The organism is Brevibacillus sp. FSL K6-6036 (genome assembly GCF_037964015.1).
GTDB classification, from domain to species: domain Bacteria; phylum Bacillota; class Bacilli; order Brevibacillales; family Brevibacillaceae; genus Brevibacillus; species Brevibacillus borstelensis.
Window position 1 is genome coordinate 4832759 of record NZ_CP150173.1, and the last position, 25605, is coordinate 4858363.

The 25605-nt window shown below is 53.8% G+C and carries 21 protein-coding genes and 2 riboswitches; of the genes, 4 read left to right on the plus strand and 17 right to left on the minus strand.

From position 1 onward, the window contains the following. Positions 1–252: 252 nt before the first annotated feature. The 15 genes from NST37_RS23635 to NST37_RS23705 all read right to left on the minus strand — a co-directional run bounded on the left by NST37_RS23635 (position 253) and on the right by NST37_RS23705 (position 17184). A complete protein-coding gene (locus tag NST37_RS23635; protein WP_003388548.1) occupies positions 253–972 on the minus strand; it encodes a glycerophosphodiester phosphodiesterase family protein in 720 nt (239 codons plus the stop codon). Between the two features lie 76 nt (positions 973–1048). Continuing rightward, positions 1049–2350 carry an ABC transporter substrate-binding protein gene (locus tag NST37_RS23640; RefSeq protein WP_051567360.1) on the minus strand — a complete coding sequence of 434 codons (1302 nt, stop codon included), beginning with the start codon at positions 2348–2350 and terminating at the stop codon, positions 1049–1051. Between the two features lie 195 nt (positions 2351–2545). Further along, entirely contained in the window at positions 2546–3373 is an 828-nt protein-coding gene (locus tag NST37_RS23645; RefSeq protein ID WP_003388550.1) for a carbohydrate ABC transporter permease, read from the minus strand. A gap of 60 nt (positions 3374–3433) precedes the next feature. Continuing rightward, entirely contained in the window at positions 3434–4387 is a 954-nt protein-coding gene (locus NST37_RS23650) for a sugar ABC transporter permease (RefSeq protein ID WP_003388551.1), read from the minus strand. Beyond that, on the minus strand, positions 4387–5454 hold the full coding sequence (locus tag NST37_RS23655) for an ABC transporter ATP-binding protein (RefSeq protein ID WP_003388553.1): 1068 nt from the start codon (positions 5452–5454) through the stop codon (positions 4387–4389). The genes NST37_RS23650 and NST37_RS23655 overlap by 1 nt, the downstream gene beginning before the upstream one ends. Positions 5455–5457: 3 nt before the next feature. Then, positions 5458–6114, minus strand: coding sequence for an HAD-IA family hydrolase (locus NST37_RS23660; protein WP_031932544.1), 657 nt, complete (start codon positions 6112–6114; stop codon positions 5458–5460). Continuing rightward, positions 6092–6694 carry a glycerol-3-phosphate responsive antiterminator gene (locus NST37_RS23665; protein WP_003388555.1) on the minus strand — a complete coding sequence of 201 codons (603 nt, stop codon included), beginning with the start codon at positions 6692–6694 and terminating at the stop codon, positions 6092–6094. Before NST37_RS23665 ends, NST37_RS23660 begins: the two co-directional genes overlap by 23 nt. 841 nt (positions 6695–7535) lie before the next feature. Next, the gene (locus tag NST37_RS23670; protein WP_024983709.1) at positions 7536–8258 is read right to left on the minus strand and encodes a nucleoside phosphorylase; all 723 of its coding nucleotides are present in this window, start codon (positions 8256–8258) and stop codon (positions 7536–7538) included. 1 nt (position 8259) lies between these two features. Continuing rightward, positions 8260–8922, minus strand: a complete 663-nt coding sequence (locus tag NST37_RS23675) for a sulfite oxidase-like oxidoreductase (RefSeq protein WP_003388557.1) — start codon at positions 8920–8922, stop codon at positions 8260–8262. Between the two features lie 58 nt (positions 8923–8980). Continuing rightward, on the minus strand, positions 8981–9898 hold the full coding sequence (locus NST37_RS23680; RefSeq protein ID WP_031932543.1) for an ABC transporter permease: 918 nt from the start codon (positions 9896–9898) through the stop codon (positions 8981–8983). Beyond that, positions 9885–10955 (minus strand): ABC transporter permease, encoded by a 1071-nt coding sequence (locus NST37_RS23685; protein ID WP_339185941.1) that lies wholly within the window; start codon positions 10953–10955, stop codon positions 9885–9887. The genes NST37_RS23680 and NST37_RS23685 overlap by 14 nt, the downstream gene beginning before the upstream one ends. Beyond that, positions 10930–12459: an ABC transporter ATP-binding protein gene (locus tag NST37_RS23690; protein ID WP_003388560.1), complete on the minus strand. Its 1530-nt coding sequence runs from the start codon at positions 12457–12459 to the stop codon at positions 10930–10932. Before NST37_RS23690 ends, NST37_RS23685 begins: the two co-directional genes overlap by 26 nt. 84 nt (positions 12460–12543) lie before the next feature. Next, positions 12544–13575 (minus strand): BMP family protein, encoded by a 1032-nt coding sequence (locus NST37_RS23695; protein WP_003388561.1) that lies wholly within the window; start codon positions 13573–13575, stop codon positions 12544–12546. Positions 13576–13778: 203 nt separating this feature from the next. After that, a riboswitch (SAM riboswitch) is annotated at positions 13779–13893 on the minus strand. A gap of 89 nt (positions 13894–13982) precedes the next feature. Further along, a complete protein-coding gene (locus tag NST37_RS23700) occupies positions 13983–15455 on the minus strand; it encodes a methyl-accepting chemotaxis protein (protein WP_003388562.1) in 1473 nt (490 codons plus the stop codon). Between the two features lie 289 nt (positions 15456–15744). After that, positions 15745–17184: an NAD(P)/FAD-dependent oxidoreductase gene (locus NST37_RS23705; protein WP_024983705.1), complete on the minus strand. Its 1440-nt coding sequence runs from the start codon at positions 17182–17184 to the stop codon at positions 15745–15747. 53 nt (positions 17185–17237) lie between these two features. Next, positions 17238–17337, minus strand: a riboswitch (purine riboswitch). Positions 17338–18076: 739 nt separating this feature from the next. Between NST37_RS23705 and NST37_RS23710 the strand changes: the two genes are divergently transcribed. Then, the gene (locus NST37_RS23710; RefSeq protein WP_031932540.1) at positions 18077–18898 is read left to right on the plus strand and encodes a DUF6492 family protein; all 822 of its coding nucleotides are present in this window, start codon (positions 18077–18079) and stop codon (positions 18896–18898) included. Positions 18899–18973: 75 nt separating this feature from the next. Here the strand turns inward: NST37_RS23710 and NST37_RS23715 are convergent, their stop codons facing one another. Then, complete coding sequence (locus NST37_RS23715; RefSeq protein WP_339186817.1) at positions 18974–20401, minus strand: alanine/glycine:cation symporter family protein; 1428 nt, start codon at positions 20399–20401, stop codon at positions 18974–18976. A gap of 195 nt (positions 20402–20596) precedes the next feature. Between NST37_RS23715 and NST37_RS23720 the strand changes: the two genes are divergently transcribed. From NST37_RS23720 to NST37_RS23730, 3 genes are all read left to right on the plus strand, one after another. Further along, positions 20597–21784, plus strand: coding sequence for an amino acid deaminase/aldolase (locus NST37_RS23720; RefSeq protein WP_003388567.1), 1188 nt, complete (start codon positions 20597–20599; stop codon positions 21782–21784). Beyond that, positions 21772–23100 (plus strand): D-arabinono-1,4-lactone oxidase, encoded by a 1329-nt coding sequence (locus NST37_RS23725; protein ID WP_031932538.1) that lies wholly within the window; start codon positions 21772–21774, stop codon positions 23098–23100. The genes NST37_RS23720 and NST37_RS23725 overlap by 13 nt, the downstream gene beginning before the upstream one ends. Positions 23101–23274: 174 nt before the next feature. Further along, positions 23275–23658: an OsmC family protein gene (locus NST37_RS23730; protein WP_031932537.1), complete on the plus strand. Its 384-nt coding sequence runs from the start codon at positions 23275–23277 to the stop codon at positions 23656–23658. A 527-nt stretch (positions 23659–24185) separates the two neighbouring features. Here the strand turns inward: NST37_RS23730 and NST37_RS23735 are convergent. Continuing rightward, entirely contained in the window at positions 24186–25532 is a 1347-nt protein-coding gene (locus NST37_RS23735) for a nucleobase:cation symporter-2 family protein (protein ID WP_003388571.1), read from the minus strand. Positions 25533–25605 lie beyond the last annotated feature (73 nt).

The following is a 25605-nucleotide window of genomic DNA, read 5'->3' on the forward strand; positions in this document are numbered from 1 at the left end:
GATGATTGCAAACCCTCCGAACAAAATTACACCGCCAAACGGCAAAGAAAGGGATGATGCGGCCTCGCTTTGCCTCTTGGAGCTTCCAGATGTATCCTTCTATGTATTTACGTTTCCGGGCAGCTTTTGTTTCATTCCCCCCAGACATACAGACGATTGCCCCAAACATGAAAACCGGAAGGGGCTCTCCCTTCCGGTCCATCCATATAGCCGCAGCCTTTTATAAGGTTCTTCTGAACTTTTTGCCTGTCCTTAGCAAACAGCCAACATTCGATCCGGGTGGTTGGTACAAATCTGCACACGTGGATAGTTCTTTACAATATGGCGAATTGTTTGGGGATCATCGACTGTCCAGGCGATTACCTCATAGCCCTGCTCAATCGCAGCCGCAGCGAGCTCTGGCGTCAGGTACGGATAGGCCATCGACAAAATATGGACTCCTGCTTCGCGAAGCTGCTCCAGCATCAGTACGGGATTTCCGAGGACGATCAGGCCGGTCTTCACTTCGGCATCGAGCTGGCGGACATGGCGGATCTCTTCATGGTCAAACGACGTCACGTACACGTCCCGCTTCATGTCATGCTTCTCCAGCAAAGCCAGTACACTTTCCGCCAAACCGGGGTACATGCCGGGCGCTGTCTTCAATTCAATATTCAGCGTGCATCGCCCCTTTACTGCTTGCAAAACCTCATCCAGCGACGGGATTCTCTCACCCGCGAACCGCGCGTCAAACCATCTGCCCGCATCGAGTGTCCGCAACTCCTCAAAGGTGTGGTCCCGAACGAGTCCGCTTCCGTTTGTCGTGCGCTCCAGCGTAAAGTCGTGGCAAAGTACAGGTACGCCATCCTTGGACAGTTGCACGTCAATCTCCATCGCCTTGATTGCCGGTTCTGCCAGCGCCAGGCGGATCGCTGTCATCGTGTTTTCCGGCGCTTTTCCGGACCAGCCGCGGTGTGCCATACAGACGTTCATCATGTTCCCTCCGTTTTTCCCGGTCGCTGCTTGCTCTCAGCCCAGGCCAAATTCCTTTTTCACGAAAATGCTGCGGTTACTTTTTCAACAGCTTCTGCCCTTTTTCCATCGCTTTGCCGATCGCCTCGTCCACGGACGCCTGCCCCAATACCGCACGCTGGATTTCGGTCATGATCACTTCCTGCAGCTCCTTGTAGCCTGGCACCATCGGGCGCGGCTTTGCGTACTCCAACTGCTTCACTGCCACCTGGAAGTTCGGCTCCTTCTCGTACGCTTTTTTCATTTCTTCCGACTCGACTGCTTCTTTTGTCACTGGCATGTACCCGGTTTCCAGCGACCACGGAATCGTTTGCTTCGTATCGGTCATCCACTCGATGAACTCCCAAGCGGCCTTTTTCTCCTCTTCGGAGGACTTCGCCAGCATCACCAGATTGGCTCCGCCCGTAGGAGCGCCGTAGCTCTTGTTGGCCGGCAGGAACGCGGCGCCCAGGTCGAATTTGGCTGCTTCCTTCAGTCCGCGCAAATCCCCGGTAGAGGTAAAGATCATGCCCACCTGCTGGTTGAGGAAGTCTTGCTTGGCTACATCCCATGCATTGTATTTTTCACCCGGAGGCGCCTTCATCACGCCTTCTTTCAACATGCTCGTCCAGAATTCGAGTGGTGCCACTCCGGCTTCTTCATTGATCAGCAGGCTTTTGCCGTCTTCACTCAAGATGTTGCCTCCGCTCTGGAACACCAGCGCTTCGTAGAACCAGATGTCGATCGGGGTGGAGAAGCCGTATGTTTTGGTCTTGTCACCCTCTTTTTTGGTCAGAGCCTTGGAGAATTCACGCAGCTCCTCCCAGCTTTTCGGACCGTTCGGATCGAGTCCGGCCGCCTTCAGCATGTCGCGGTTGAGGTACAACAGCGGAGTGGAGCGGTTGAATGGGATCGCGTACAGCTTGTCTTTCCAGTACGAGTTGCCCATCAGTCCGGGAATGTACTTCTCTTCGGCTCCGTTCGTGTAAGGCGTCAATTCCTGCAGCACTTTCGCGTCCGCAAACGCCCCGATGGAGCCTACCTCGACCATCGTCACGTCAGGCTGGTTTCCGGCAGACACAGAGGCCAGCACCTTGGCGTGGTTCTCATAGTAGCTGCCCTGGTAGGACGGCTTCACCACAATGTGCTTGTGGGATTCGTTGAATTGTTTTACCATGCTTTCGATCATTTCCCCGTTGCGGCCGCCGAGCGCGTACCAGAAGTCGATCTCGATTGGCTTGCCCGCATCTGCCGTCTGCTGCTGCGCTCCGGATGCCGCACCGCTCGTCCCGCTTGTCTGCTCTGTGGCCGCCTGCTGATTGCCGCCGCCACAGCCTGCCAGGATAGCCGTTATGCTCATTGCGCATGCCAGTAAAGATACACGAACTTTTTTCACCACAATTGCCTCCTTTAAAGTAAGGGGTTTTCCCCCTGTTTCCCGGATAGGTAGGGTTCCATGAAATGCTGTCCTGCCCTTTTGCCGAAATGGGCAAAGCTTCTGTCAAAGCAGGTTTTTTCTGGTCAAGGTTCCTTGTTCCCTTTTCATTGTCCCTTGTTACTTGGACTGATAGACAAACGCGCTGATGATGTGCCGCTGGGCGAAGAAGAAGATCGCCAGAATCGGGAGGACGAGAATCATATTTCCGGCCATAATCACATTCCACAGCTTGCCGCCCTCCGCCGCCTTCAGCATGGAGATCCCGATGGGAAGCGTCCGGACTTCATTGCTGTTGGTCATGATCAGCGGCCAGAAATAGTCGTTCCAGTGGTAAATGAAGCTGAACAGGCCAAAGGTAACGAGTACCGGCTTTGCCATCGGCACCATGATCGTCCACATGATTTTCCACTCGGATGCGTTGTCGAGCCGCGCCGCTTCGATCACTTCATCCGGCACCTGCATGAAGGACTGGCGCAGCAGGAAGATGCCGAAAGCGCTCGCCCCGTAGGGAAGGATCAACGCCCACAAAGTGTTCACCAATCCCCAGTGGCTCATCTCCACATAGACCGGCAGGAAAATGACCTGCGCCGGAATCATCAGCGCGATCAGCGTCAGCCCGAACAAGGCTTCTCTCCCGCGAAAGCGATAACGGGCAAACGCGTATGCGGCCGGTACCCCTGTCAAAAGCTGCAGCACCAGAATCCCGGCTGCCACGAGAAAGCTGTTCCAGACGTAGGTCAGGAATGGCCCGGAGCTCCAGGCAATTTCAAAGTTTTGAAACTGCCACGATTCCGGCCACCAGGTCGGCGGAAATTGGTATACCTCCGGCATCGTCTTGAAAGCCGTCAAGAACATCCAGAGAAACGGAAACACGAAGATCAGGCCCACAGCCGCAAGCAGCAGCCACTCCACCGTTTTCCACGCCGTCAAACCGGCTTGTCGCATGTTGTCTCCTCCTCTCTTCCACTATCTTCTCTGCTTTTCTTCGTTCATCACTTGCATTTTTTAGCGGTAGTGAACACGCTTTTCCATCACCCGGAAGTGCAGCAGCGTCAGCAGTCCAACGATACCAAGCAGGATGACAGAGGCTGCCGAGGCGATGCCGCCGTTGTAAAAGTCCATGCCTTGCTCGTAGATGTAGAAGACGAGCATATTGGTGCTGTTGACCGGTCCGCCCTGCGTCATGATGTAGATCGTATCAAACACCTGGAACGAGGAGATCGTATTGATCACCAGCAAAAAGAACAGCGTGGGCGAAAGCATCGGGATCGTGATGCGGGTCAGTGTCCGCCACCACGGCGAACGATCCAGGGAAGCCGCCTCGTATATGTCCCGGGGAATGCTTTGCAGCCCGGCGATAAAGACGAGCGTATTGTAGCCGACTCCTTTCCAGACGCTGACGATGATCAGTGAAAGCAAGGCGCTTTTTGTATCAGACAGCCAGGTGTAGCCGGGCAAGCCGATAAATTCCAGCAGCGCATTGAGCAGGCCGTATTGCGGGTCCATCAGCCACATCCAGAGCATCGCCACCGACACCAGCGAGATGATATGCGGGCTGAAGACCGCCGCTTGCACGAGCCCAAAAATCTTGGCTTTGCGGTTTAGCCAGAGCGCCAGGAAAAAGGCGATCCCGATTCCCAGTGCAACGGTACTAAGTGTATAGATGAGAGTCGTCCCCAGCACCTGGCGAAAATCCGCGTCCTCGAAAAGCGCAGTAAAGTTGGCCAGTCCCACCCACTCGATCTCGTCCAAATTCAGCAGAGACCAGTCGTGAAACGAGAGGTAGATCACATAGGCGATCGGAAAGAAGAAAAAGACGCCGAAGAAGGCCAATGCCGGTGTGACATACAAATAGGGACGGATCGTCTCAAACAGATTCAGCCTGACTTTTGTCGCCTCCGTTCTCCCAAGAGCATGACCGGAAGCCGTCATTTCGTGTGCGGCCGCTGCCTTTCGCATCAGACCACCCCACCTGCCAGGATTTGCTGCCTGACACCGTTTTCTGCCCGTGCTATCCGCTTCCCGGTCGCGCGGTCAAACACGTAGATGCTCGAAAGCGGCACCGTTACGTGTACGGCCGATCCTGCATCCAGAAGAGATTCGGTGTCCGTCTTGACCACGACCCGTCCTTTGTCCGTCTCGACGTGATACAGCGTATCCGATCCGAGAATCTCCCTGGAGACGATATGTCCGTGCATATCCATTGCGTCAGCGTGACCGACAGAGGAGACTCCTGCGTGGCGGAGCAGCGCTTTTTCCGGGCGGAACCCCCAGACCTGGTCCTCGCGCTCTGCCGCCGGGACGATGTTCATAGCAGGAGAGCCGATAAACTGGGCAACGAACAGATTGTCCGGCTCCTGATACAAATCCATCGGCGCCGCCACCTGCATGATCTGCCCTTCGTTCATCACGACGATCTGGTCGCCCATCGTCATCGCTTCCACCTGATCGTGCGTTACGTAAATGAAGGTGCTGCCAAGCTGCTTGTGAAGGCTTGTCAGCTCTACCCGCATCTGGTTGCGCAGCTTGGCGTCGAGATTGGACAGCGGTTCGTCCATCAGGAAGACCTGCGGTTTTTTGACCATGGCCCTGGCCAGTGCGACCCGCTGACGCTGGCCGCCGGAGAGCTGCGAAGGCTTCCGCTTCAAATAAGGAGCCAGTCCCACGACCTCGGCGATTTCCTCTACCAGCACCTGGCATTCCTTCTTGGAATAGCCGCGGTTTCGCAGACCATACGAGATGTTGTCATAGACGCTCATCGTCGGATAGAGTGCGTAGTTTTGGAACACCATGGCGACGTCCCGTTTTCCCGGCGGCAGATCGTTGACCGGCTGTTCCCCGATCAAAATCTCTCCGCCCGTCGCCTGCTCCAAGCCGGCGATCATCCGCAGCGTCGTCGACTTTCCGCACCCTGACGGCCCGACCAGTACGGTAAAGGAGCCATCCGGGATCACCAGATCAAGGCCCTTGACCACTTGCTGGCCGTTGAACTCCTTCGTCACCTGTTTCAACACCACTTTTGCCACCTGTCATTCCCCTCCCTGTGCCTTCACAGCCAGCATTTCCTCGGCAAAGCTGCGAAAATCCGCATATCGAAAGTCCGGAGAAACGTAGTTCCATTCCTCCGCACCGTACCATTCCAGCACCACTGATTTGACGCCCGCCCCTACAGCAGCCAGGACATCATACCGGCTGTCGCCAATCATCAGCGCCTGCTCCGGCTCCATTCCCAGCAAGGACAGCGCTTTTTCAATCGGCTCGGCGGACGGCTTGCCACGCGAAACATCGTCCACGCTGACAACAGCCTCGAACAGCTCGGATAAGCCCGCCAGCTCCAGCCCGGCAACCGCAAACTCGCGCTGTTTATTCGTCACGACAGCGAGACGGAAGCCCGCTTGTTTCAACCGTTCCAAATCTTCGCGAACATGGGGAAACAGTCGGACATGCTCTGCATGGTGAGCGCGGACATACGAGAAGTAGCTGTCCATCACTGCTTTGCGGTCGTACTCCTCCCCAACTGCGGCGGCCAGAAAATCATCAAAGGACTCTCCGAACCGCCCCACCAGATCTCTCCTCGTAAAAACGCCCGGGGCAAAGCGTTCCGCCGTGTGCGCGACCGCGTCAATGACCGCTTCTCTGCTGTCCAGCAAGGTACCGTCCAGATCAAACAACAGGCATGGATACATCGGCAAGACACTCCTTCCATAGTGAATAGCTGCCCACAGAAACGGCTGCGGCCCCGTATTGCAAGGCTGTCTCCATTTGTTCACGTTTGCGGATCAGCCCGCCCGCGATGATCGGCGTGCCCTTCAGCTCCTGCGCGTACTCCGCGATGAATTCCGGCAATAGCGCCGGCATGAGCTCTACGGCATCGGGCTGCGTTTCCTTAACTGATAAAAGGCCGGACTTGAGCGCGTCGCTGTCTACCAGGAAGAGCCGCTGGATGGTCAAAAGCTTCTCTTTTTTCGCCAGCTTGATCAGCGTATTGCGCGTGGTCACGATCCCGTCCGGCTTGACGTAATGAGCGACAAACGCGACTCCTTCCCGGTCGTAGCTGATTCCCCCGATCCGCTCCAGATGGAGAAAGACCGGAACATCGTGACTTTTGAAAAAGTCGACATAGCGCTTGATGACACCGATGTTTCCCGTAGACAGGACCACCGCGCCTACCTTGGCTTCAGCCGCTTTTTCCAGATATTTGGGTTCTTTGACTGACGCGATCATTTTCTGCCGGGTCAGCCGCTCGAAAAATTCCGCCTGGTTCATCTCGGTTCTCCTCCTTTTGCAAAACAAAAAACCCCGCGACAAGACAATTGCCAAAGACTTTATGTGAAAGTGCTTGGTAATGAATGTCGGGGGTTTCTCCAGGGCTCCAACCGAACGATCTATTCACTTGTTAGTTAGAATGATACCGGGGTTTCGTTAAGAGAACGTGAATGCAGGGTTAATGTTGTGAAAGGAGTCTGTTAAGAAAAGTGGTAGGTCTGGCTTTGGGGGAGGAGATGAAACAGAAGAAAAAAGCTCCAGGCTCGGTGGGACACTGCGTGGGGGATTCACTGTCCGGCTCCATTTCAAAAGCGGGACCGCGTCCAAAAGCAGACTATACAAGGGGGGATCTCAGAGGTTGGACGCTAAATGCGTGTCCCGCTTTTGAAATGGAGCCTGGGATGTGTCCCAAAGGCCTTCGCTTTTTTCTTCTGTTTCATCTCTCAAGCTTTTGTTTTTTACGTTCTTTTTTGAGTGAATCTGAGAATAGATTCTCAGATTTTCCCCTAAGACCAATAAAAAACATATAAATGAAGCCCTCCTGCTAGAACAAACGATGGTACTACGCTATTTACACTCCAGGTGACTTCCAACAACGGCCGTTGATCCTTCAAGCTGTCAATAAAAAAGTGCATCCACATCGGATGCACGGGTGTTAAGGGTGGTCGGCTTATTAATCGTAGCCGTACTGTCCTTCCACAAAAAGAAGTAGATCACCCCTGAGTTTGGCAACCTGGTGATCTACTTCCCGCAGGTTTGAGCCGCTCCTGAAAAGAGGACGACTAATGTACTGCCGTCGGTATTGCAGCACCGACGGTCTTTTATTTCATTACCTAACTGCCTACTCGACCGCCACAATCGCATCCAGCGCGATCCGGGCCTCGGCTTCGATGGCTTTCCGGGTAAAGTCTGTGTGCGGGTCGTACGTCTCCAGCAGGTCGGCGTCAGCGTACCCGTCGATCGCCAGGATCGAGCCGGCCTTCATGCCGCGCAGCGAAGAGATGACAAACAGCGCGGTGTTCTCCATTTCGACGGCTAGCACGCCCGCCTTTTGATAGAGCTTGTGCGGGAAATCCACCACGCCGCTGTAAAACACATCAAGCGTCAGCGTGATGCCTTCGGCGACATGAAGACCGGTATTTTGCTTTTCTGCGGCTGTGACCAGGGCGTCTACCACACGACGATTGGCTACCGCAGGAAAGCCGGGAGGAACGAGCTGACTGGTCAGTCCGTCCTGGCGTACGGCTGCCGAGCTGATCACCAGACTGCCCGGCTCGACCTCCTTTTGATAAGAGCCGGCGGTGCCGACGCGGATGATCGTTTTCACCCCGCCCTTGGCCAGCTCCTCAAAGCAGACCGCCGCTCCCGGCGAGCCTACGCCGTGGCTGACGACCGCTACTTCTGTTCCGTTCCACTTCCCTTTGTAGCTGTGGTACTCGCGGTTTTCCGCGATCAGAGTGCTCTCTTCCAGCAGCTCGGCGATGCGGGCAGCCCGCTTCGGGTCTCCGCACACAATCGCTCGCTTTGGCAGTTGCTCCGGATCAATTTTCAGATTGGGCAGCATCTCAATCAAACTCCTTTTTCTCCCACTCGTCTTCCGGGATCGGCAGCGCTTCGCCGGAGAACCGCTCTTCGCGGAACGGGTCTCCGTTCAGATGAAAGCCGTTCTGCTCCCAAAAGCCGGGCTTGTTTTCGTTGGTAAATTCGATTCCCCGCAGCCATTTCACGCTTTTCCAAAAATAGAGGTGAGGCACGATCATGCGCAGCGGCCATCCGTGCTTGTCCGTCAGCGGCTCCCCGTCGAAGGAATGGGCCAGCAGAACGTCATCCCGGTCCAGATCGGACAGAGCCAAATTGGCCGTATACCCGTGGTCGCCGTGCAGCATGACGTAATCGCTCTTCGGCACGATGCCCGCTGCTTTTAGAAAGTCGCGGAACCGGACTCCTTCAAAGCGGTTGTCAAACCGGGACCACCGGGTCACGCAATGAATGTCGCACGTCAGTACACTCTGCGGCATGGCCCGGATTTCCTCGTAGCCAAGCGTCACTTCCCGCTCCACTTCTCCAAACACCCGAAGCGTCCATGTTTGCAAATCGTAGACCGGGACCTCTCCCTCGTGCAGGATCGGAAATCTCTCCGTCAGCACCTGGCCCGGCGGCAGCCTTTTTGCCAGAGCAGGGTCTACAGCCGGCACCTTCATCCGTTTGATACGATCAGCCTTGTTCATCCGAGCCTCTCCCCTTTATGTCGTAAATGAAAATGTTCATACTCCGCTTTATTATCAGCTATCGCGTGCTTTGCTGGCTGGAGCCGGCTGACGAAGCGCCCTTGTCCTTTAAAAAGAACATCGCCGCGATCGTCAGCACATACGGCAGCATGGCGGTAAACTGCGTCGGCAGCGAAAAGCCTTGCAGACGAATGCTCAGCGCGTCCATCAAGCCAAACAGGAAGCTGGACGCGAGGATGCCGAGCGGATGGGCTTGCCCCAGCATCATCGCCACCAGTGCGATAAAGCCGCGTCCGGCTGTCATGCCTTCCGTAAACATCGTCACCTGGCCGAGCGATAGCTGGGCTCCGGCCATCCCGCACAGCACGCCGCACATGACGATCGCCAGCACCTGCAGGCGAGTCGCTTTCAACCCAAGGCTGCGGGCCGCAGTCGCGTTCATGCCGACAGCCAGCACGCGAAAGCCGGTAACGGTCCTGGTAAAGAAAAAATGCAGCAGAACTGCGGCCAAAAAGGCGAAGTACACGAGCGGCGAATGCCCGGAAATGATGTCTCCCAGCACTGGAATGTCTTTGATTAGCGGGATTTGCCACTGCGGCAGTCCGGCCATGTCCTTGTCGTAAAACGCGCCCTTTACGTCAAAAACGGCACGCAGGGCAAACGTGGTCAGCCCCAGCCCGAGAAAGTTGATCGCGACGCCGACGACGATCTCATTGGCCCGTAGACCGATCGTCATGTAGGCAAACAGCAGCGAGAACAGAACGGTTACGAGAGCTGCAAACAGCAGCGCCAGCAGCAGGCTCCCGGTAAAGTGATTGCCGACGATGGCGGAAAAGGCGCCAACCAGGATCAACCCCTCCAGACCGACGTTGAAAATGCCGACGCGCGAACAGAGCGCACCGCCCAGGGCTGCGAGCAAAATAGGCGTCACCATGCGGATGGTGGAACTGACGAGGGACCAATCAAACAGCTCCATGAGATTCCCTCCTCTTGTTGTTGCGATTTTTCCACCAGTCGTAACTGAATTTAGCTGATATAAACAAAATTAAAACAGCTTGAATCACACTGGCCAGTTCAAGCGGCACATCCGTATTCCGCTCCACTCCCATGGCACCTGTCTGCAGAGCCGCGAGCAGCAAGGAAGTAAACACAACGCCAATCGGGTGAGAGTTGGCCAGCAGGGTCGCCATCAGCCCGGTCCAGGCGAAGTTCGGAAGCGTCAGGGCGCCTTCCACATACCGATAATGCGAGCCCAATACCTCGACAGTCCCGGCCAATCCGGCCAGTCCGCCGCTGAAAAACATGCCGGTCAGCATCACCCGAACTCTGTTCACTCCGCCATAGCGGGAAAAGAACGGGTTTTGCCCGAGCATTTTCACTTCGTACCCGAACGGAGTATAGCGAATGACGAAAAAGATCAGAAGAGCAGCAGCCAAGGCAAACAAAAAGCCTGCATGGACGCTCATCCCGGCGAACAGCTTTGGCAGCCAGACGCTTTTTTCCAGCATCGGGGTCTGGGCCATGGCAGCGGACCCGGTTTTGTCCTGGAACGGCTCGCTGACGAGATACCCTGCGAACAAAACGGCGACATAATTGAGCAGCAGCGAGGAAATCAGCAATTGAATCCGAAAGCGCACCTCCAAATACCCGGCAAAAAGCGACCACAACCCTCCGGCAAGCACGCCCGTTACCAGAGCGGCCACCATTTTGACGAAGCCGGGCGCGGGCAGATAAAGGGCCACCAACGTCGCACTGATCGCTCCCGTTACCATCTGTCCCTCGGCCCCCAGATTGAATACCCCGGCGCGAAAAGCGAGCGACAGCCCCAGTCCGATCAGCATGATCGGCGTGGCCCGGGCCAGCGTGGAGGTCAGGAAGTAGAAGCTGCCAAAGGCTCCCTTCCACATCTCTTGATACGTACCGATAATCGATTCGCCCACGGCGGCAATGACCAGCGCACCTGTCAACAGGCCGATGATCACTGCCAGCAGCGGCTGAACCAATGACTTACATAGCTGCTTGACTGCTGCCATACACGCTTCCTCCCGCCATCAATACGCTGATTTTCTCCTCTGTCGCTTCCGAGCGTGTCAGCTCCCCGGCGATCCTCCCTTTGTACATCACCAAAATCCGGTCGGACAGCGCCAGTATTTCTGTCAATTCAGACGAGACGAGCAAAATGCCGTCTCCATTGTTCCGCTTTTCCAGCAGAGCCTGATGGATGTATTCCATCGCGCCGATGTCAACGCCGCGAGTAGGCTCGGCCGCGATCAACAGTGGTGTATTCTGTCCCAGCTCGCGGGCGACAATCAGCTTTTGCAAATTGCCCCCGGAGAGGTTGCCTGCCTGCTCTTTCAAATGAAGAGAGCCTGTCTTGATCGCAAACCGCTCGACCCACTCTTCCACGACACGGCGGAATTTGCTGCGCAAAACGACACCGCGGCGCATGTACTCCGGCTTGCGCTGATAGCCCATCAGCGCGTTTTCCTCGACGCTTTCCCGCTTTGCTGTCCCCCACAGGTAGCGGTCTTCGGGAATGTGGGCCAATCCTGCCTCGCGAATCGCTGCCACCGACTGGCCAGTCACATCCTTTTCTCCGAGATAGACTTTCCCTTCCGAAACAGCCCGCAGGCCGGTCAATGCCTCCAAAAGCTCGGATTGCCCGTTGCCGGAAACCCCGGCGATCCCGACGATCTCCCCGTGGTGTACGGAAAACGTCACGTCGTCTACGAGCGTTTGTTTTTCCCGGACGCTCAGGCCCTGCACCCGCAAAAGCGGCTTTCCTTCCAGGCGGACCCGGTCACTGAGCTGCTGAAGCTCGCGGCCTACCATCATACGGGCGAGGTCGTCCGCATTGGTTTCGCTTCGGGAAACGGTTCCGGTCACGCGCCCCCCGCGCAGGACAGTGACCCGGTCTGCCACCTCCATGACCTCCTGGAGCTTGTGGGTAATCAAAATGACGCTTTTGCCGCTTTCGGCCAAATGGCGGATCGTCTGCAGCAGCTCCTTTACCTCCAGCGGCGTGAGCACCGCAGTCGGCTCGTCCAGCACGATAATATCTGCACCCTGGTAGAGCACCTTCAGGATTTCTACCCGCTGCTGCTCCCCTACGGAGCAGCTGGATACCTTGGCGTTCTCGTTGATCGGTATCCGGTATCGCTCACTGAGCGAGCGGACTGCACTCGCCGCTTCTTTTCGCTGAAACAGCCCTTTGCGCTGCGGTTCGTAGCCGATCACGATATTTTCCGCAACGGTAAAGTCGGGAAACAGCATGAAGTGCTGGTGAACCATGCCAATCCCGTGGCGGATCGCATCCTCCGGGCCGCGAAAGACGACGGGCTTGCCATTTACTGCGATCTCTCCGGCAGTGGGCTGCTCCATACCGTACAGCATGCGCATCAGCGTGGTTTTGCCCGCTCCGTTCTCGCCGACGATCGCATGGACCTCCCCCTCTTTCAACGTAAACGAAACGTTGTCATTGGCGGTAAAATCGCCGTAGCGCTTGGTCATGCCTCGCATTTCCAGTCGGTTCGCCACCTTTTTCCCCTCCCTCTTTTGTCTTCCCGGTAGAGCAGGAAACCGACTACGCTCATGTAGCCGGTTTCCGAATCAGCGCTCTTGCTATTGTTTCAGCGGGTCTGTCACGGTTCTCGTCCCCGCGACGATCTCATCCTTGATCGCCTTTACCTTGCTGACGACTTCTTCTCCAATGAACGGGTTCAACGGAGTCGGGCTGTCATGCGTAACATAGGTCACGCCGACGCCGTTCTCCTTCAGTCCGTAGGCGACGACACCCGGCTTCAAGCTGCCGTCCACAAATGCCTTCACCGTTTCATACACAGCGGAGTCCGTTCCTTTCAACTGGGACAGGACGATATGCTCAGGGTCGATGCTGGTCCGGTCAACGTCTTGTCCGGAGGTGTAGAAGCCTTTTTCCTTGGCTGCTTCAAACACGCCAAGATCTCCTACAGCCGCTGCGCCGTAAATAAAGTCCGCTCCTTTGGAAGCCTGCAGCAGCGCCAGCTCCTTCGCTTTTGCCGGGTCGCTGAAGCTGCCGACGTAGTTGATCTGCACTTCCGCGTTCGGGTTGGTCGCCTTGAGCCCTTCCTGAAACCCGACTGTCCATTTTTTCAGGATCGGAATGTCCATTGCTGCGACGATCCCTACCTTGTTGCTTTTGGTTGCCAAACCGGCAGCCGCTCCGACCAGGTATGCAGCCTCTTGCTCGCGGAACATGACACTGCGGACGTTGGGCAAATCAACTTGCGTATCGATGATGGCGAAGGTGCGGTCAGGATTTTCTGTCGCTACCTTTTTCAGCGCATCCTCGGCTTCAAAGGAAGACGTGATGATCAAATCGTATTGCTCGGCCACTGCCACGCGGATATTTTCCTCGATAGCCCCGTGGTCTGTGGATTCAATCGTCTTGACATCCACCCCGAATTCTTGGGCGGCTTTCTTCGCTCCATCGTCCATCTGCTGGAAGAACGGGTTAACCCCGATTTTCTCGGGCAGCACCAGCGCGATCCGCTTTTTCGCTGTTTCTTGTCCGCCTGTCTGGGCTTGTCCCTTGTCTTCGGGGGCGCTGCTGTTTGTCGAGCATCCGGCTGCCAGTACAGCAAACGTTGTTAATGCCAAAAGCAATTTTTTCATGGTGTCCTCTCCTATCACTAGTCCGCACAACAATATTCGTTTTTATTATATACACACGAAAGAAGTGCGTTTTTTTATGAGCATAAAATAATTAAAACACGAATAATATTATATTATTTAAAATTAATATTCGTCAATAACCTCCTTTGTACAAAGAAAAAACTCTTCCCGGAGGAAGAGTTTGCGGTATATCGCCAACCTCTTCCTCATCTCTCAAAATCCAAATGGATTTTGTAGGAATTGGCACCTTTCTGTGCACGTGTGCACAGTGGTTGCCGGGCTTCATCGGGCCAGTCCCTCCGCCGCTCTTGATAAGGTAAGGTGAAACTATTTAATTGATATTGAATTCATTCTAGCAGATCAATTGAAAAATGCAATTCTTTTTTCTGCAATTTCAAACATTACGATTATCGCTGAAATGATTGCTGCAGCTTTGTCGACAAGGCGTTCAGCTCGCCGAGCTCCTCGGTAATCTCCCGCACCTTTTGATGCTGGTTCTCCGCCGTCGCAAACAATTCCTCCAGGTTGGCAACAGACTCCTCGGTGACCGCTGTAATCGTAGACATCTCGGCCGCCACTTCCCCGGAGCGCATTTTCACGCGATCCATGCTCGTCCGCACATGCTCTACGGCCTCGAGGAACGCTTCCATGCCTGCACGAACCGTCTCGATAGACGCCACTGTCTCTACCGCCAGCTCCTGCCCCTTTGCTACCGACACTTCGCCCGTGCTCATATGCTTCACCGCATTTTCACTTTCTTGATGCAGCGACTGCAAAATTCCGGCGATCTCCTGCGTAGCCGTCGCGCTTTGCTCAGCCAGCTTGCGCACCTCGTCCGCCACGACGGCGAAGCCCCGGCCGTGCTCACCCGCACGAGCCGATTCGATCGCGGCATTGAGCGCGAGCAGGTTCGTCTGTGTCGCGATCTGGTTGATCGTCTGGACGATTTCCTCGACCTTGTTGGCTTGCTTGTTCAGCTCGCGGATCGTCGAAGACGCCACATTGACCGCCTGAACGATTTGCTCCATTTGCTCGGAAAGCTCGCTCATCATGCTGATGCTTCCTGCCAAGCGGCGGCTGTTCTGATCCGCTTCCGCCTTCATGACGGCCGCTTGCTCGTTGACAGTCACAATTTCCTGGTCGATCGATTGCACTTCTTCCTCGATTTTGACAGTGGAATTGGCTTGGGATTCCATTCCGGTCGCCACTTCCTTGAAGGCGACCATCATCTCGTCCGTGTTGCGCCTTGTCGTCTCGGCATGCTCATGGACATGCACGGATGTGCGCTCCACCTGCTCTGTTACCATCTTGATATTCCGCAGCAGCTCTTCCAGGCGCTGCTCTTTGTCTTCGGCTTCCCGTCTCGCGCTGTCCGCTTTTGCAAGCGACGCTTGTCCAGCCAGACAGAGATAGGTGAGCCCCGCGATCATCAGCACGAAAGCGACAATGCGAAGCAGCAAATTGACTTCCGAAAAATGGCCGTCAAACAACTGGTAAGAACCGGTGTAAAATCCGATTAATGTCGCCGCAACCTGCATCGCCCCCGCCGATACAATCAGCTTCCAGTCCAGATAGGCTGCCAAAAAGCCCAGGACGATGAACGCGAGAAACGAGATTTCCTGAAACGGTGTATAGTGGTCAAATGCAATCGAGTAATAGAGAAGACCAATTCCGACCAGATACCGGATCAAGTAGCTGTCCTTGCGAATGAAGTACAACGGAGAAACGATCAGTGTTGCCAGCAAGCCTGCGGAGGTGACCTTCCAGAAGTTCACATCCATCTGATACGCGATCCAGCCTGCAACCCAGAGATGATTCCATAAAATAAAGATCATAAAGCCTTCTTTGTTCGTCAAGGTGTTGCGGACCAACTGAAACATATGTACCCCCTCTTGCCTGTCGTACTTGCGAAATGCTCTTGATGCCATTATAGACTGAGAAAAGTCCCAGCGACTACGAATAATGTAAGAATGTGTGAAAAAAGTTCCATCATTCGACTGGTTCTGAAGATGCACAACTGGTCGTTTTCGGCCTCGCATGCTGGCCAAACAATCTGCTGTCGAATTTCGTACCCATGCCCGCCACTCCCCTATATGCAATGCAAAAGCAGGTGCCCCGCTGTCTGCTTGAGACTTTGGAGCACCTGCTTTTTCCGATTTATAGACTATGCTACTGCAACGATTTTTTGATGATATTACGGGCGATCCATACGCCTGCAGCCCCGGCCTGTGCCAGTCCGCGCGTAATGCCCGCACCGTCGCCGCCGCAGTACAGCCCTTTGATTTCCGTCTCGAACTCCTCGGTCAGCTTTGGACGGGCAGAGTAAAATTTGGCCTCTACGCCATAGAACAGTGTGTGCTCGGAAGCGATTCCCGGTGTCACCTTGTCCAGCGCCTCGACCATTTCGATCAAGCTTTTCATCGTATTGTACGGCAGAACCAGGCCCAAATCGCCGGGAACGGCTTCCTTGAGCGTCGGCTCCAAAAACCCTTCGCGGATGCGGGACTCGGTAGAGCGGCGTCCGCGCAAAATGTCTCCGTATTTCTGGACGATGACGCCGCCATTGGAAAGATCGTTGGCGCGTTTGCAAATTTCGCGAGCGTATTCGTTCGGCTTGTCAAACGGCTCGGTAAATTTGTGCGAAACGAGCAGAGCAAAGTTTGTATTCTGGGAGCCCAGCGCAGGGTCCTTGTAAGAGTGGCCGTTTGCCGCCATGACGCCGCTGTGGTTTTCCACGACGACGTGACCGGACGGGTTGCTGCAGAAGGTGCGCACCCTCGTCCCGACCGATGTGTTGAAGATGAATTTTCCTTCGTACAGATGCTCATTGATCTCGCGCATCACCACGTCGGACGTCTCGACCCGCACGCCTACGTCTACCTGGTTGTTGTACATTTTCAGACGGCGCTTTTTCAAAATCCCCGTCAGCCAGGCGGAACCGTCACGGCCGGGCCCGATCATCACGTTGTCGCTCAAATATTCCTCGCCGTTTTTCAGCACCACGCCTCGAACGCGGTGACCGTCCGCTTCCTTGACCGTCAGGATATCTTCGACCTCGGTCTTGAACATCATGTCGATGCGCGTTTTCAAGTATTCATAAATCGACTTGAGAATCTCCAGGTTTTGCTCCGTGCCCAGGTGGCGCACCTCAGCTCTCAGGAGCTTCAGCCCTGCTGCATATCCGCGCTGCTCGATGCTTTTGATCGTTTCGGTCGTCGGATCGGTAATTGCTGTCGTCGCACCGTGCTCCAGGTTGATGGAGTCGACGTATTTAATCAGATCCAGCACCTGGGATGGAGCCAAATAATCGGTCATCCAGCCGCCGAATTCGGTGGTAATGTTGAATTTCCCGTCGCTGTACGCGCCGGCTCCGCCAAATCCGGCTGTGATCGAACAGGCCGGCAGACAGCCTGCGAAATCCTTCTTTCCTGCCGGGGGCGGGCAAAGCTTGATTTTCTCCTCCAAAATCGGGCAGCGGCGCGAGTAAATGTCATGGCCTTTATCAATCAACAGGACTTTTGCCTTCGGCGCTTTCAGTGTCAATTCATAGGCAGCGAAGATTCCTGCCGGTCCGGCACCTACCACAATCACGTCATATTTGTTGTTCATATTACTCATGTTCATATCCTCCTCGCAATAAAAAAACCCAACAAGCGAACGGGTATAGCGATACACCCATTCGTAGTTAGGAATTTACGGTTCCTTGTAGAGACCCTCAAACCTTATTTCTGAGGATATACGAATCTATCGGATTTTTCGTTTTTGAAACTCGCAACAATTTGCATGATAACGCAGATAATGAATTATGTCAATCAATTGGATAATTTTTATTCGTCTTTTTATTGGTTTTGGCATAAAACCATCGAAAGATCAGTCGTCTGACAACCTAAATACGAACATTAAAACCGAACATTCGTGATTTAACTGTGGGATTTTCGTACATCAGCAGCTTATTTCCTTCACCGGACAGCGTGCCAAGAATTCTCCAAAATAGGACCGGCTGCTCCGGACGCCTCGTACACGATCAACAGTCCTCGTGAAAGCCCTGCATGTTCTGGTATGTTAAATATCTTTTTTGTCCTTTTGATTTGCCTGAAGCAATTCAATAATCTGTTTGTTTTGTTTTACGAGTTCTTTTGAGTTCATTGCGATAGAGAGTAAACAAGCAAAACTCAGCATACTGAGGATAAATATACCTAAAATCACATGATCACCTTCCCTTTTTTCCCACAATTATACAAGACCACGCATCATTCATTACAATTTCTCTGATTTCGACGAGACAAAGTGAGGAGGGTTTCAGGGTTTTACATAATTTGAACAATACATACTTAACTCATTGACTCAAGAAGGCAGACAGACCCCCATTTTGCAGGTTTTCCATATCTGTCGTATTCACCCTAAGGAAAAAAATCATATCCTATCTGGAACGTTCGGACACACTAGCCGACCTGTTCAGACACATATGCTTGAAAGTGCTAAGCGAAAAGGAGTTGAGAAGTTGACACATTCAGCAAACAGGACCTTCAACAGCTCTACCAAAATTGATGTCCTGATCCCGGCTATCGAGAAAGACCTTGGCACTCTTCCCTATGTCATTGACAGTATCCGTACACAAGTAAAGCATCCGATCGGCAAGATCATGGTTGTATCGCCACCAAGCAAGCGAATCCAAGCCCTTTGCCGGCGTAAAAACTGCACCTTCATCAATGAAAAACGCGTCCTTCCGATTACAAAAAAAGACATTCGCTACCAAACCAAACGCACCAATCGCTCAGGCTGGCTGCTTCAACAATTGTTGAAGCTGGCGGGAGGAAACCTGACCAAGCGAAAGTATTATCTTGTGATCGACGCCGACACCATTCTCATCCGCCCTCATGTCTTTCTCGTCAACGGGAAAACCGTTTTTTACTGCCGTAACTGGAGTCGTCCCGAGTATTTTCGCACCTATAAGAAATTGCTGGGGACCAAGCCAACCGCCTCGCGCTCTTTCGTTGCCCACTATATGCTGTTCGACAAATCGAAGCTCTCCCGACTGAAGTGGAAAATTGAGGCCAGGCATAAGACTAGGTGGTACTGGGCGATTATCAAGAAGACCAACAAACAGAGTTATGCCGGCTTCTCCGAGTTCGAAACCTACGGTAACTTCGTGAAAGCTCACTACCCCGGTCATCTGGTTGCAAGAAGTGCCCTTAACAAAAGCTGCTCCTCAACACCAGCATCACTTACTCGTGAGCAACTCTTCAGAATGGCCCAGAAATACAGGTCTATCTCCTTTCATAAACGCCGCTGGTATATCCGGAAGACCGGCTTGAGAAAATGAAGAGCCCGGTTTTTTATCAACAAAAAAAGAGCGGTCCCCTGTTTAAGGACCACTCTTCCATATCCGTTGCCAACGTTATGATACTGCTTTTTTCTCGCTCGCTTCCTCTGACCAGCACTCGACCTTCGGGAGGCCTGGGATGGAGCTTGCGTGAAATACCGGATTCTTGCCGGCTTTCTTTTGCTTTGTATAATCCTTCAGAGCGGCAAATGCGACTTTCCCCAGCACGGCGATTGCAAACAGGTTGAGGAGCGCCATCAAAGCCATGAAGAGATCGGCGAGATCCCAGACAATGCTGATTTTGGCTACCGATCCGAACATGACCATGCCCACTACCAGCAGGCGGTAAATCGTCAGCCACTTCTTGTCCGACTTGATAAACTCGATGTTGGTTTCCCCGTAGTAGTAGTTGCCTACCACCGAGCTGAAGGCAAACAAGAGGACGATCAAAGCGACAAACGAGCTTGCCCAGCCGCCTACATGCGAGCTGAGCGCGGCCTGGGTGAGGGCGATTCCGTCCAGTCCTTCTGTCGTATACATGCCGGAAAGCAGCACGATAAATGCAGTAGCACTGCAGACAAGCAGGGTATCGACGAAGACACCAAGCGCCTGAATGAGCCCTTGCTTCACAGGGTGCGTCACATCAGCTGTAGCTGCAGCGTTGGCTGCGCTCCCCATACCCGCTTCGTTGGAAAACAGTCCTCGCTTGATGCCCTGCATGATCGCAGCGCCAAGACCGCCGCCGACCACCTGCTCCATGCCGAACGCCGACTTGACGATCAGGGCCAGCACGCCCGGAAGCTGTCCGATGTTGGTCACGACGACGAAGAGCGCAACGAGTACGTAGGCCCCAGCCATGAACGGCACGAGGAATTCAGCTACCTTCGCAATCCGTTTGACACCACCAAAAATGATAATACCAGTTACAACCGAAAGAATTACTCCCATCAGAGTACGGTTGACGCCATAGGCAGTCTGAAACGCCTGGGTGATCGTATTCGCCTGTACGGCGTTGAACACAAACCCGAAACAGAGCGTAATCAGGATGGCGAACAGCACACCCATCCAACGCTTTTTCAGCCCTTGCTCCATGTAGTAGGCAGGGCCGCCGCGAAAGCCGCTCGCATCCTTCACCTTATAGATCTGCGCCAGTGTGCTTTCCACGAACGCAGAAGCGGAACCGATCAGGGCGATCAGCCACATCCAGAAGACAGCCCCGGGTCCTCCCACAGAGATCGCCATGGCTACACCGGCCAAATTCCCTGTTCCGACCCGTGACGCGGTACTGATGCAAAAAGCCTGGAAGGAGGAAATGCTCTCTTTCTTCTTTCCTGCCCCTTTTGCTCCTTCGCCCAGGAGGCGGAACATTTCTCCTGCCATTCGAAATTGCACGAATTTTGTTTGAAAAGTAAAATAAATACCTAAAATAATGAGCACTGCAATGAGGATTTTCGACCACAGGAAATCATTGAAAATCCCAACAAGATTCTCTAAAAACGCCATCAATGCACGAGCACCCCCAGTTGTCTATATATCAACAAATTATACGTCAGTTAGTTTATCACAAAACGTTCAAAAAGAAGTGTGCCAAATTTTCTATTTTGTGCTTCCCTGGCAAAACACAAATATTTCATGAATAAACGGAATATTTGTACTATTATGAGTGTTAGCAGTGCATTGCGGGAAGGTGGCTGTTCCGTGCGCGATTACCGCTACTATCAAACGATATTTGCTGGAATCCCCAAGCCTTTTGCCTTTGTCGATCTGGATCTACTCGGGATCAATGCCCAGCAGATCCGCCTCCGCAGCCAGGGAAAAATGATTCGCATTGCCAGTAAATCGATTCGCAGCGTCGAGCTTTTGAAGCATTTGCTGGAGATGGATGACTGCTTTCGGGGAATCATGTGTTATTCGGCCCCGGAAGCTCTTCATCTGGCTAACCACGGTCTGGATGACCTGTTGCTGGGATACCCGATATGGGAGCCGGTTTGGCTGGAGAAGCTGGCTATAGCCGTCAGGGACGGACACGCCATCACATTCATGGTCGACTCGGTCGAGCATGCAGAACACCTGGAAAAGTTCGCTCGTCAGTTCAAGGTAAGACTGCCTGTATGTCTGGATGCCGACATGTCCACCGACTTTTTCGGACTCCACTTCGGTGTCTGGCGTTCTTCTGTGCGGTCCATCGAACAAGCCCTCTATGTCCTGCGCCGCATTGTCGCGTCCGATCACCTGGAGGCAGCAGGCTTGATGGGGTACGAAGCGCAGATAGCCGGGGTAGGCGACCGCGCGCCAGGAAGCATTTTCAAAAATATCGCCGTCCGTATGCTCAAGCATGTGTCTCGACGTGAAATTCGCGACCGCCGCGCCTTGCTCCTGGAAACCGTCCGACAGATGGGAATTTCCCTCCGCTTTTTTAACGGCGGCGGCACCGGAAGCCTTCATTGGACGGGAAAAGAAGACGCAATTACTGAAGTGACAGCCGGTTCCGGATTCTTTGCTCCCGGCCTTTTTGACCACTATATCGATTTTCGCTGCCAGCCGGCGGCCGGTTATGCAGTCGAGATCGTTCGCAAGCCTGCTGCTGGTATTTTTACCTGCGCTGGAGGTGGCTTCATCGCTTCGGGCTCAGCCGGGAGAGACAAACTCCCCAAGCCTTACCTGCCGAAAGGTGCTTCTCTGCTTCCAAACGAAGGGGCTGGCGAGGTACAGACACCGGTTCGCTACCGCGGAGGGGAGACTTTGCAGCTCGGCGATCCGATCTTTTTCCGCCACGCCAAAGCGGGCGAGCTGTGCGAACACTTCACCCGGCTCTACTGTGTGTCAGATGGACGTATCGTCAAAGAAGTGACGACTTACAGGGGGGATGGCTTATGCCAATCGTGAGCAAGTCCGGAAAGCTGTGGAGAAACTGGGCCGGCAATGTGCAGAGCCGGCCTGACCAGATCGTTTTTCCGGGAAGCATTGCCGATGTCGTCGCCATCGTGAAGCAATGTGCCGGGCAGGGGCTGCGCATCCGTGTAGTCGGTTCCGGCCACTCGTTTACAGGTCTGGTCCAGACCGATGAATGCCTGTTGTCTCTTGACCGTCTGCAAGGTCTGGCAAGCGTAGATGCCGAAAAAGGAGTCGCCGAGGTATGGGCAGGGACCAAGCTGAAAGCGCTCGGCGAACTGCTTCACTCCCACGGCCTCTCTCAAGAAAATCTGGGGGATATCAATGCCCAATCCATCGCTGGAGCAGTCAGTACAGGAACACACGGCACGGGCATCCGGTTTGGCAGCCTGTCCACGCAGGTTGTCGGCCTGACCATCGTAACTGCAGCAGGTGAGGTGGTGGATTGCTCGGCTGAGAGCCATCCTTCCTTGTTTCCCGCCCTGCAGGTATCGCTCGGTCTGCTCGGAGTGATCGTCAAGGTACGCCTTCGCGTCATCCCGAAGCTGCAGCTCCGATACGAGAGCATGCGGCTTCCCGTGGAAACATGTCTGGACCAACTGGACAAATGGACCGCAGAAAACCGTCATTTTGAATTTTTCCTGTTCCCCTACTCACAGCTCGTCCAGGCCAAACGCATGAATGAAACGGCTGACCCCCCTAGTCCATATCTGCGCTGGAATCATTTCAAACAACTCATTTTGGAAAACGGCTTTTTCTGGCTCCTCTCCGAGAGCTGCCGCCTATTCCCGCCCCTGTGCCCGTCCGCAAGTCAGCTATCCGCCAAAGCTGTGCCTTCCGTCTCGGGAACGGGTTTGAGCCACCGTCTCTTTGCCACCCCTCGTCTGGTGCGCTTCCACGAGATGGAGTACAGTGTACCCGCCGACCGGATGAAGGAAGTAATTGAGGAGATCCAGACAGCGATCGAGCGGCACCGTTTCGCCGTCCATTTTCCCATCGAGTGCCGTTATGTAAAAAAGGACGACATCTGGCTCAGTCCCGCCTACGAACGAGATTCAGCCTACATTGCCGTCCACATGTACAAAGGCATGCCTTACCAAGCCTACTTTTCTTGCGTCGAAGAAATTTTTTGGAAATACGGAGGCCGTCCTCACTGGGGAAAAATGCACAGGATGGACACCGCAGGATTGCACAAGGCTTTCCCTCGCTTGAAGGACTTTCTGGCTGTCAGAGAAGAGTGGGATCCGCAGGCCCGATTTGCCAATGACTATCTGTCGCATCTCCTGGGCATAGCATCCGGCTATCCGTGACCGTCTATTACGCATGTTTCGGCCTATTGCTTTATTGCTTCTTTGTCCGCCATTGGGGCAAGGCCCCCGGTTCCATCAGTGACCTTTACTCCATTTGTACTTCTTCTGTTCATCCCGGACAGCTCTTTCTTTATAATGGGAGCAGACAAATCAAAGCGAGGAGGCTTCCCTTTCATGGAATTCACGGCCAAGGAACACGGTTTTGTAGCACATCTGTCTTATGGAGATCTTCACGTTTCCGGTGACGAACAGTACGGGTTTCGCCCGTTTCAATTGCTCGTTTCCTCCATTGCGGTCTGCAGCGCGGGCGTATTGCGGAAGGTGCTGGAAAAAATGAGGATGCCCTGCAGCGACATGAAAGTGACTGCGGACGTGGAGCGCAACGAGGACAAGGCAAACCGGGTGGAAAAAATCCATCTTCATTATGTCATCACGGGGGAGCAGCTTCAGGCGGACAAGGTGAAGAAAGCGATTGATCTGGCTAGGAAAAACTGCCCGATGGCGCAATCGGTCGAAGGAAGCATTTTGATTACGGAGACGTTTGAACTGGTTTCCTGAAATAAAAGATTAAAAGCTCTATAAGGGGTAGGACGGGCTTTGGGGGAGGATATGAAACAGAAGAAAAAGGCTCAAGGCTCGGTGGGACACTGCTTGGGGGATTGACTGGCCGGCTTCATTTCAAAAGCGGGACCGCGTCCAAAAGCAGATGGTTCGAGGGTGCGTTTTCAGAGGTTGGACGCTGAAAGCGTGTCCCGCTTTTGAAATGAAGCCTGGGAGGTGTCCCAAAGGCCTTCGCATTTTTCTTCTGTTTCATCTCTACAGCTTTGTCCTTTACTGTCTTTTGGCAGGTCAATCAGAGAAGAAGGCTTAAAAGAGTTCCTTCTTTGTTTCGTCCCCTTTCTTAGTTTCTTTGTTGTTCTTTGTTCGTTGTTCTCTGTACTCCTATCTTCACCCCTCGTTTTTCAAAACTTGTATCAAATTGAATTTCTGCTAATCAAATTTTCCTCGGCTACAAAATTAGGGTGCCCGCGTTTTTGGGGGCACCCTTTCACATATTTGCCTTTCTTTAAAGGCAAAGCGTTTTTTTATGATCTGCTCTCAGCTGTGACACCTTGCTTGGCCCAGCTTTTTTTGTCCGGGATGACTTGGTTTAGGATCAAGGTTGCCAATGCGCCTACGGTAATGTTGGAGGACAGGATGTAATTGACGAAGTCAGGGGCGCCCTGGAGTGCGTCCTTTGGCAGCACTGTGACAGCGATGGTCAGCAAAATGGGCAGGCCGATGACCATCATGTTGCGCTCGTCGATGGTGATATGCTGAATGACTTTTAATCCGTTGGTCACAATCGCTACGCAGACGATGCCGAAAATGCCGTTGATTACGGGCTCGGGGATGCAGGTAATCGCTGCGGACAGCTTTGGCACCAGGCCCAGCGCGATGAGGATGATGCCTCCGGCCATGATTGCCATTCGGCTGGCTACTCCGGTTACCGCGAGCAGCCCGGCATTGGAGGAATACCCGGTCATCGGCGTTCCGCCAAACAACGCGCCTACAAAGCAGCCGAGACCTTCGCCCAAAGAAGCGCGGTTCAGCCTCTCTTCCGTCAGCTCCTTGCCCGTGACAGAGGAAACGACAAACCATGTACCCGTCGTTTCGATCATGATGATCAAATAAACGAACACCATGGTGAGAATCGCGCTGATGTCGAACACGGGGGCACCGTACGGGAAAAACTTGGGCAAAGAAAGCCAGGCGGCGCTTTTGACCGAGCTGAAGTCAACTCCTCCAAAGAACGCTGCCGTCACCGTTCCGACGAAGATCGCGATCAACACGGATACGAGGCGGAAAAACGTTCCTGCTTTCCCTGCCTTTTGTCCCAGCAGCATACAAGCGACCAATACTGCCGCCGAAACGGCTGCAATCAGGCTGTTTGTCCCGATGCTTCCCGGCGAATTGTAAATATTGGCCATCGCCGTAGGCATCAGTGCAATCCCGACGATGACAATGACCGTCCCGCCTACCAACGGGGGAATGAACCTGCGTACGGCTTTCGCAAACCACTTCAGCGGATAGCCGACAAAAGCCATCAGCAATGCGCCGGGGATGATGCTTCCGATCATCGCTGCCATACCCAGTTTGCTGCCGATCGCTGCCAAAGCGCCAATCGGAACGTAAGAGGGGCCCTGCACAACCGGCAGTCGAATTCCGAAGCCAGTCTGGATCAATGTGCCGATACCGGTAGCCAAAAAGCACATTTGAATAAAGAAGGACGTACTGGAAGTATCCAATGTCAAAAGTCCTGCAATGATAATCGGGGCAATGTACAAGTCCATGGCCAATACATGCTGCAAACCGAGCAAAAAAGCCTTTCCCACACTAATCTTGTCATCGACGCCCACGACAAGGCGAACGTCATCCCGCTGTTGTTCCACCCTTATGCCTCCCTATGTTTTCTCAGTTATTAACGAATGTTATACGCCAGATTATAGGATAATCGAATTGTTT

Bases quoted from the DNA above. Each gene is read 5' to 3' on its own strand.
- NST37_RS23635 (WP_003388548.1), bottom strand. From the start codon at position 972: ATGAACGTCTGTATGGCACACCGCGGCTGGTCCGGAAAAGCGCCGGAA.
- NST37_RS23640 (WP_051567360.1), bottom strand. From the start codon at position 2,350: ATGAGCATAACGGCTATCCTGGCAGGCTGTGGCGGCGGCAATCAGCAG.
- NST37_RS23645 (WP_003388550.1), bottom strand. From the start codon at position 3,373: ATGCGACAAGCCGGTTTGACGGCGTGGAAAACGGTGGAGTGGCTGCTG.
- NST37_RS23650 (WP_003388551.1), bottom strand. From the start codon at position 4,387: ATGCGAAAGGCAGCGGCCGCACACGAAATGACGGCTTCCGGTCATGCT.
- NST37_RS23660 (WP_031932544.1), bottom strand. From the start codon at position 6,114: ATGTATCCATGCCTGTTGTTTGATCTGGACGGTACCTTGCTGGACAGC.
- NST37_RS23665 (WP_003388555.1), bottom strand. From the start codon at position 6,694: ATGAACCAGGCGGAATTTTTCGAGCGGCTGACCCGGCAGAAAATGATC.
- NST37_RS23670 (WP_024983709.1), bottom strand. From the start codon at position 8,258: ATGCTGCCCAATCTGAAAATTGATCCGGAGCAACTGCCAAAGCGAGCG.
- NST37_RS23675 (WP_003388557.1), bottom strand. From the start codon at position 8,922: ATGAACAAGGCTGATCGTATCAAACGGATGAAGGTGCCGGCTGTAGAC.
- NST37_RS23680 (WP_031932543.1), bottom strand. From the start codon at position 9,898: ATGGAGCTGTTTGATTGGTCCCTCGTCAGTTCCACCATCCGCATGGTG.
- NST37_RS23685 (WP_339185941.1), bottom strand. From the start codon at position 10,955: ATGGCAGCAGTCAAGCAGCTATGTAAGTCATTGGTTCAGCCGCTGCTG.
- NST37_RS23695 (WP_003388561.1), bottom strand. From the start codon at position 13,575: ATGAAAAAATTGCTTTTGGCATTAACAACGTTTGCTGTACTGGCAGCC.
- NST37_RS23700 (WP_003388562.1), bottom strand. From the start codon at position 15,455: ATGTTTCAGTTGGTCCGCAACACCTTGACGAACAAAGAAGGCTTTATG.
- NST37_RS23705 (WP_024983705.1), bottom strand. From the start codon at position 17,184: ATGAACAACAAATATGACGTGATTGTGGTAGGTGCCGGACCGGCAGGA.
- NST37_RS23715 (WP_339186817.1), bottom strand. From the start codon at position 20,401: ATGGCGTTTTTAGAGAATCTTGTTGGGATTTTCAATGATTTCCTGTGG.
- NST37_RS23725 (WP_031932538.1), top strand. From the start codon at position 21,772: ATGCCAATCGTGAGCAAGTCCGGAAAGCTGTGGAGAAACTGGGCCGGC.
- NST37_RS23730 (WP_031932537.1), top strand. From the start codon at position 23,275: ATGGAATTCACGGCCAAGGAACACGGTTTTGTAGCACATCTGTCTTAT.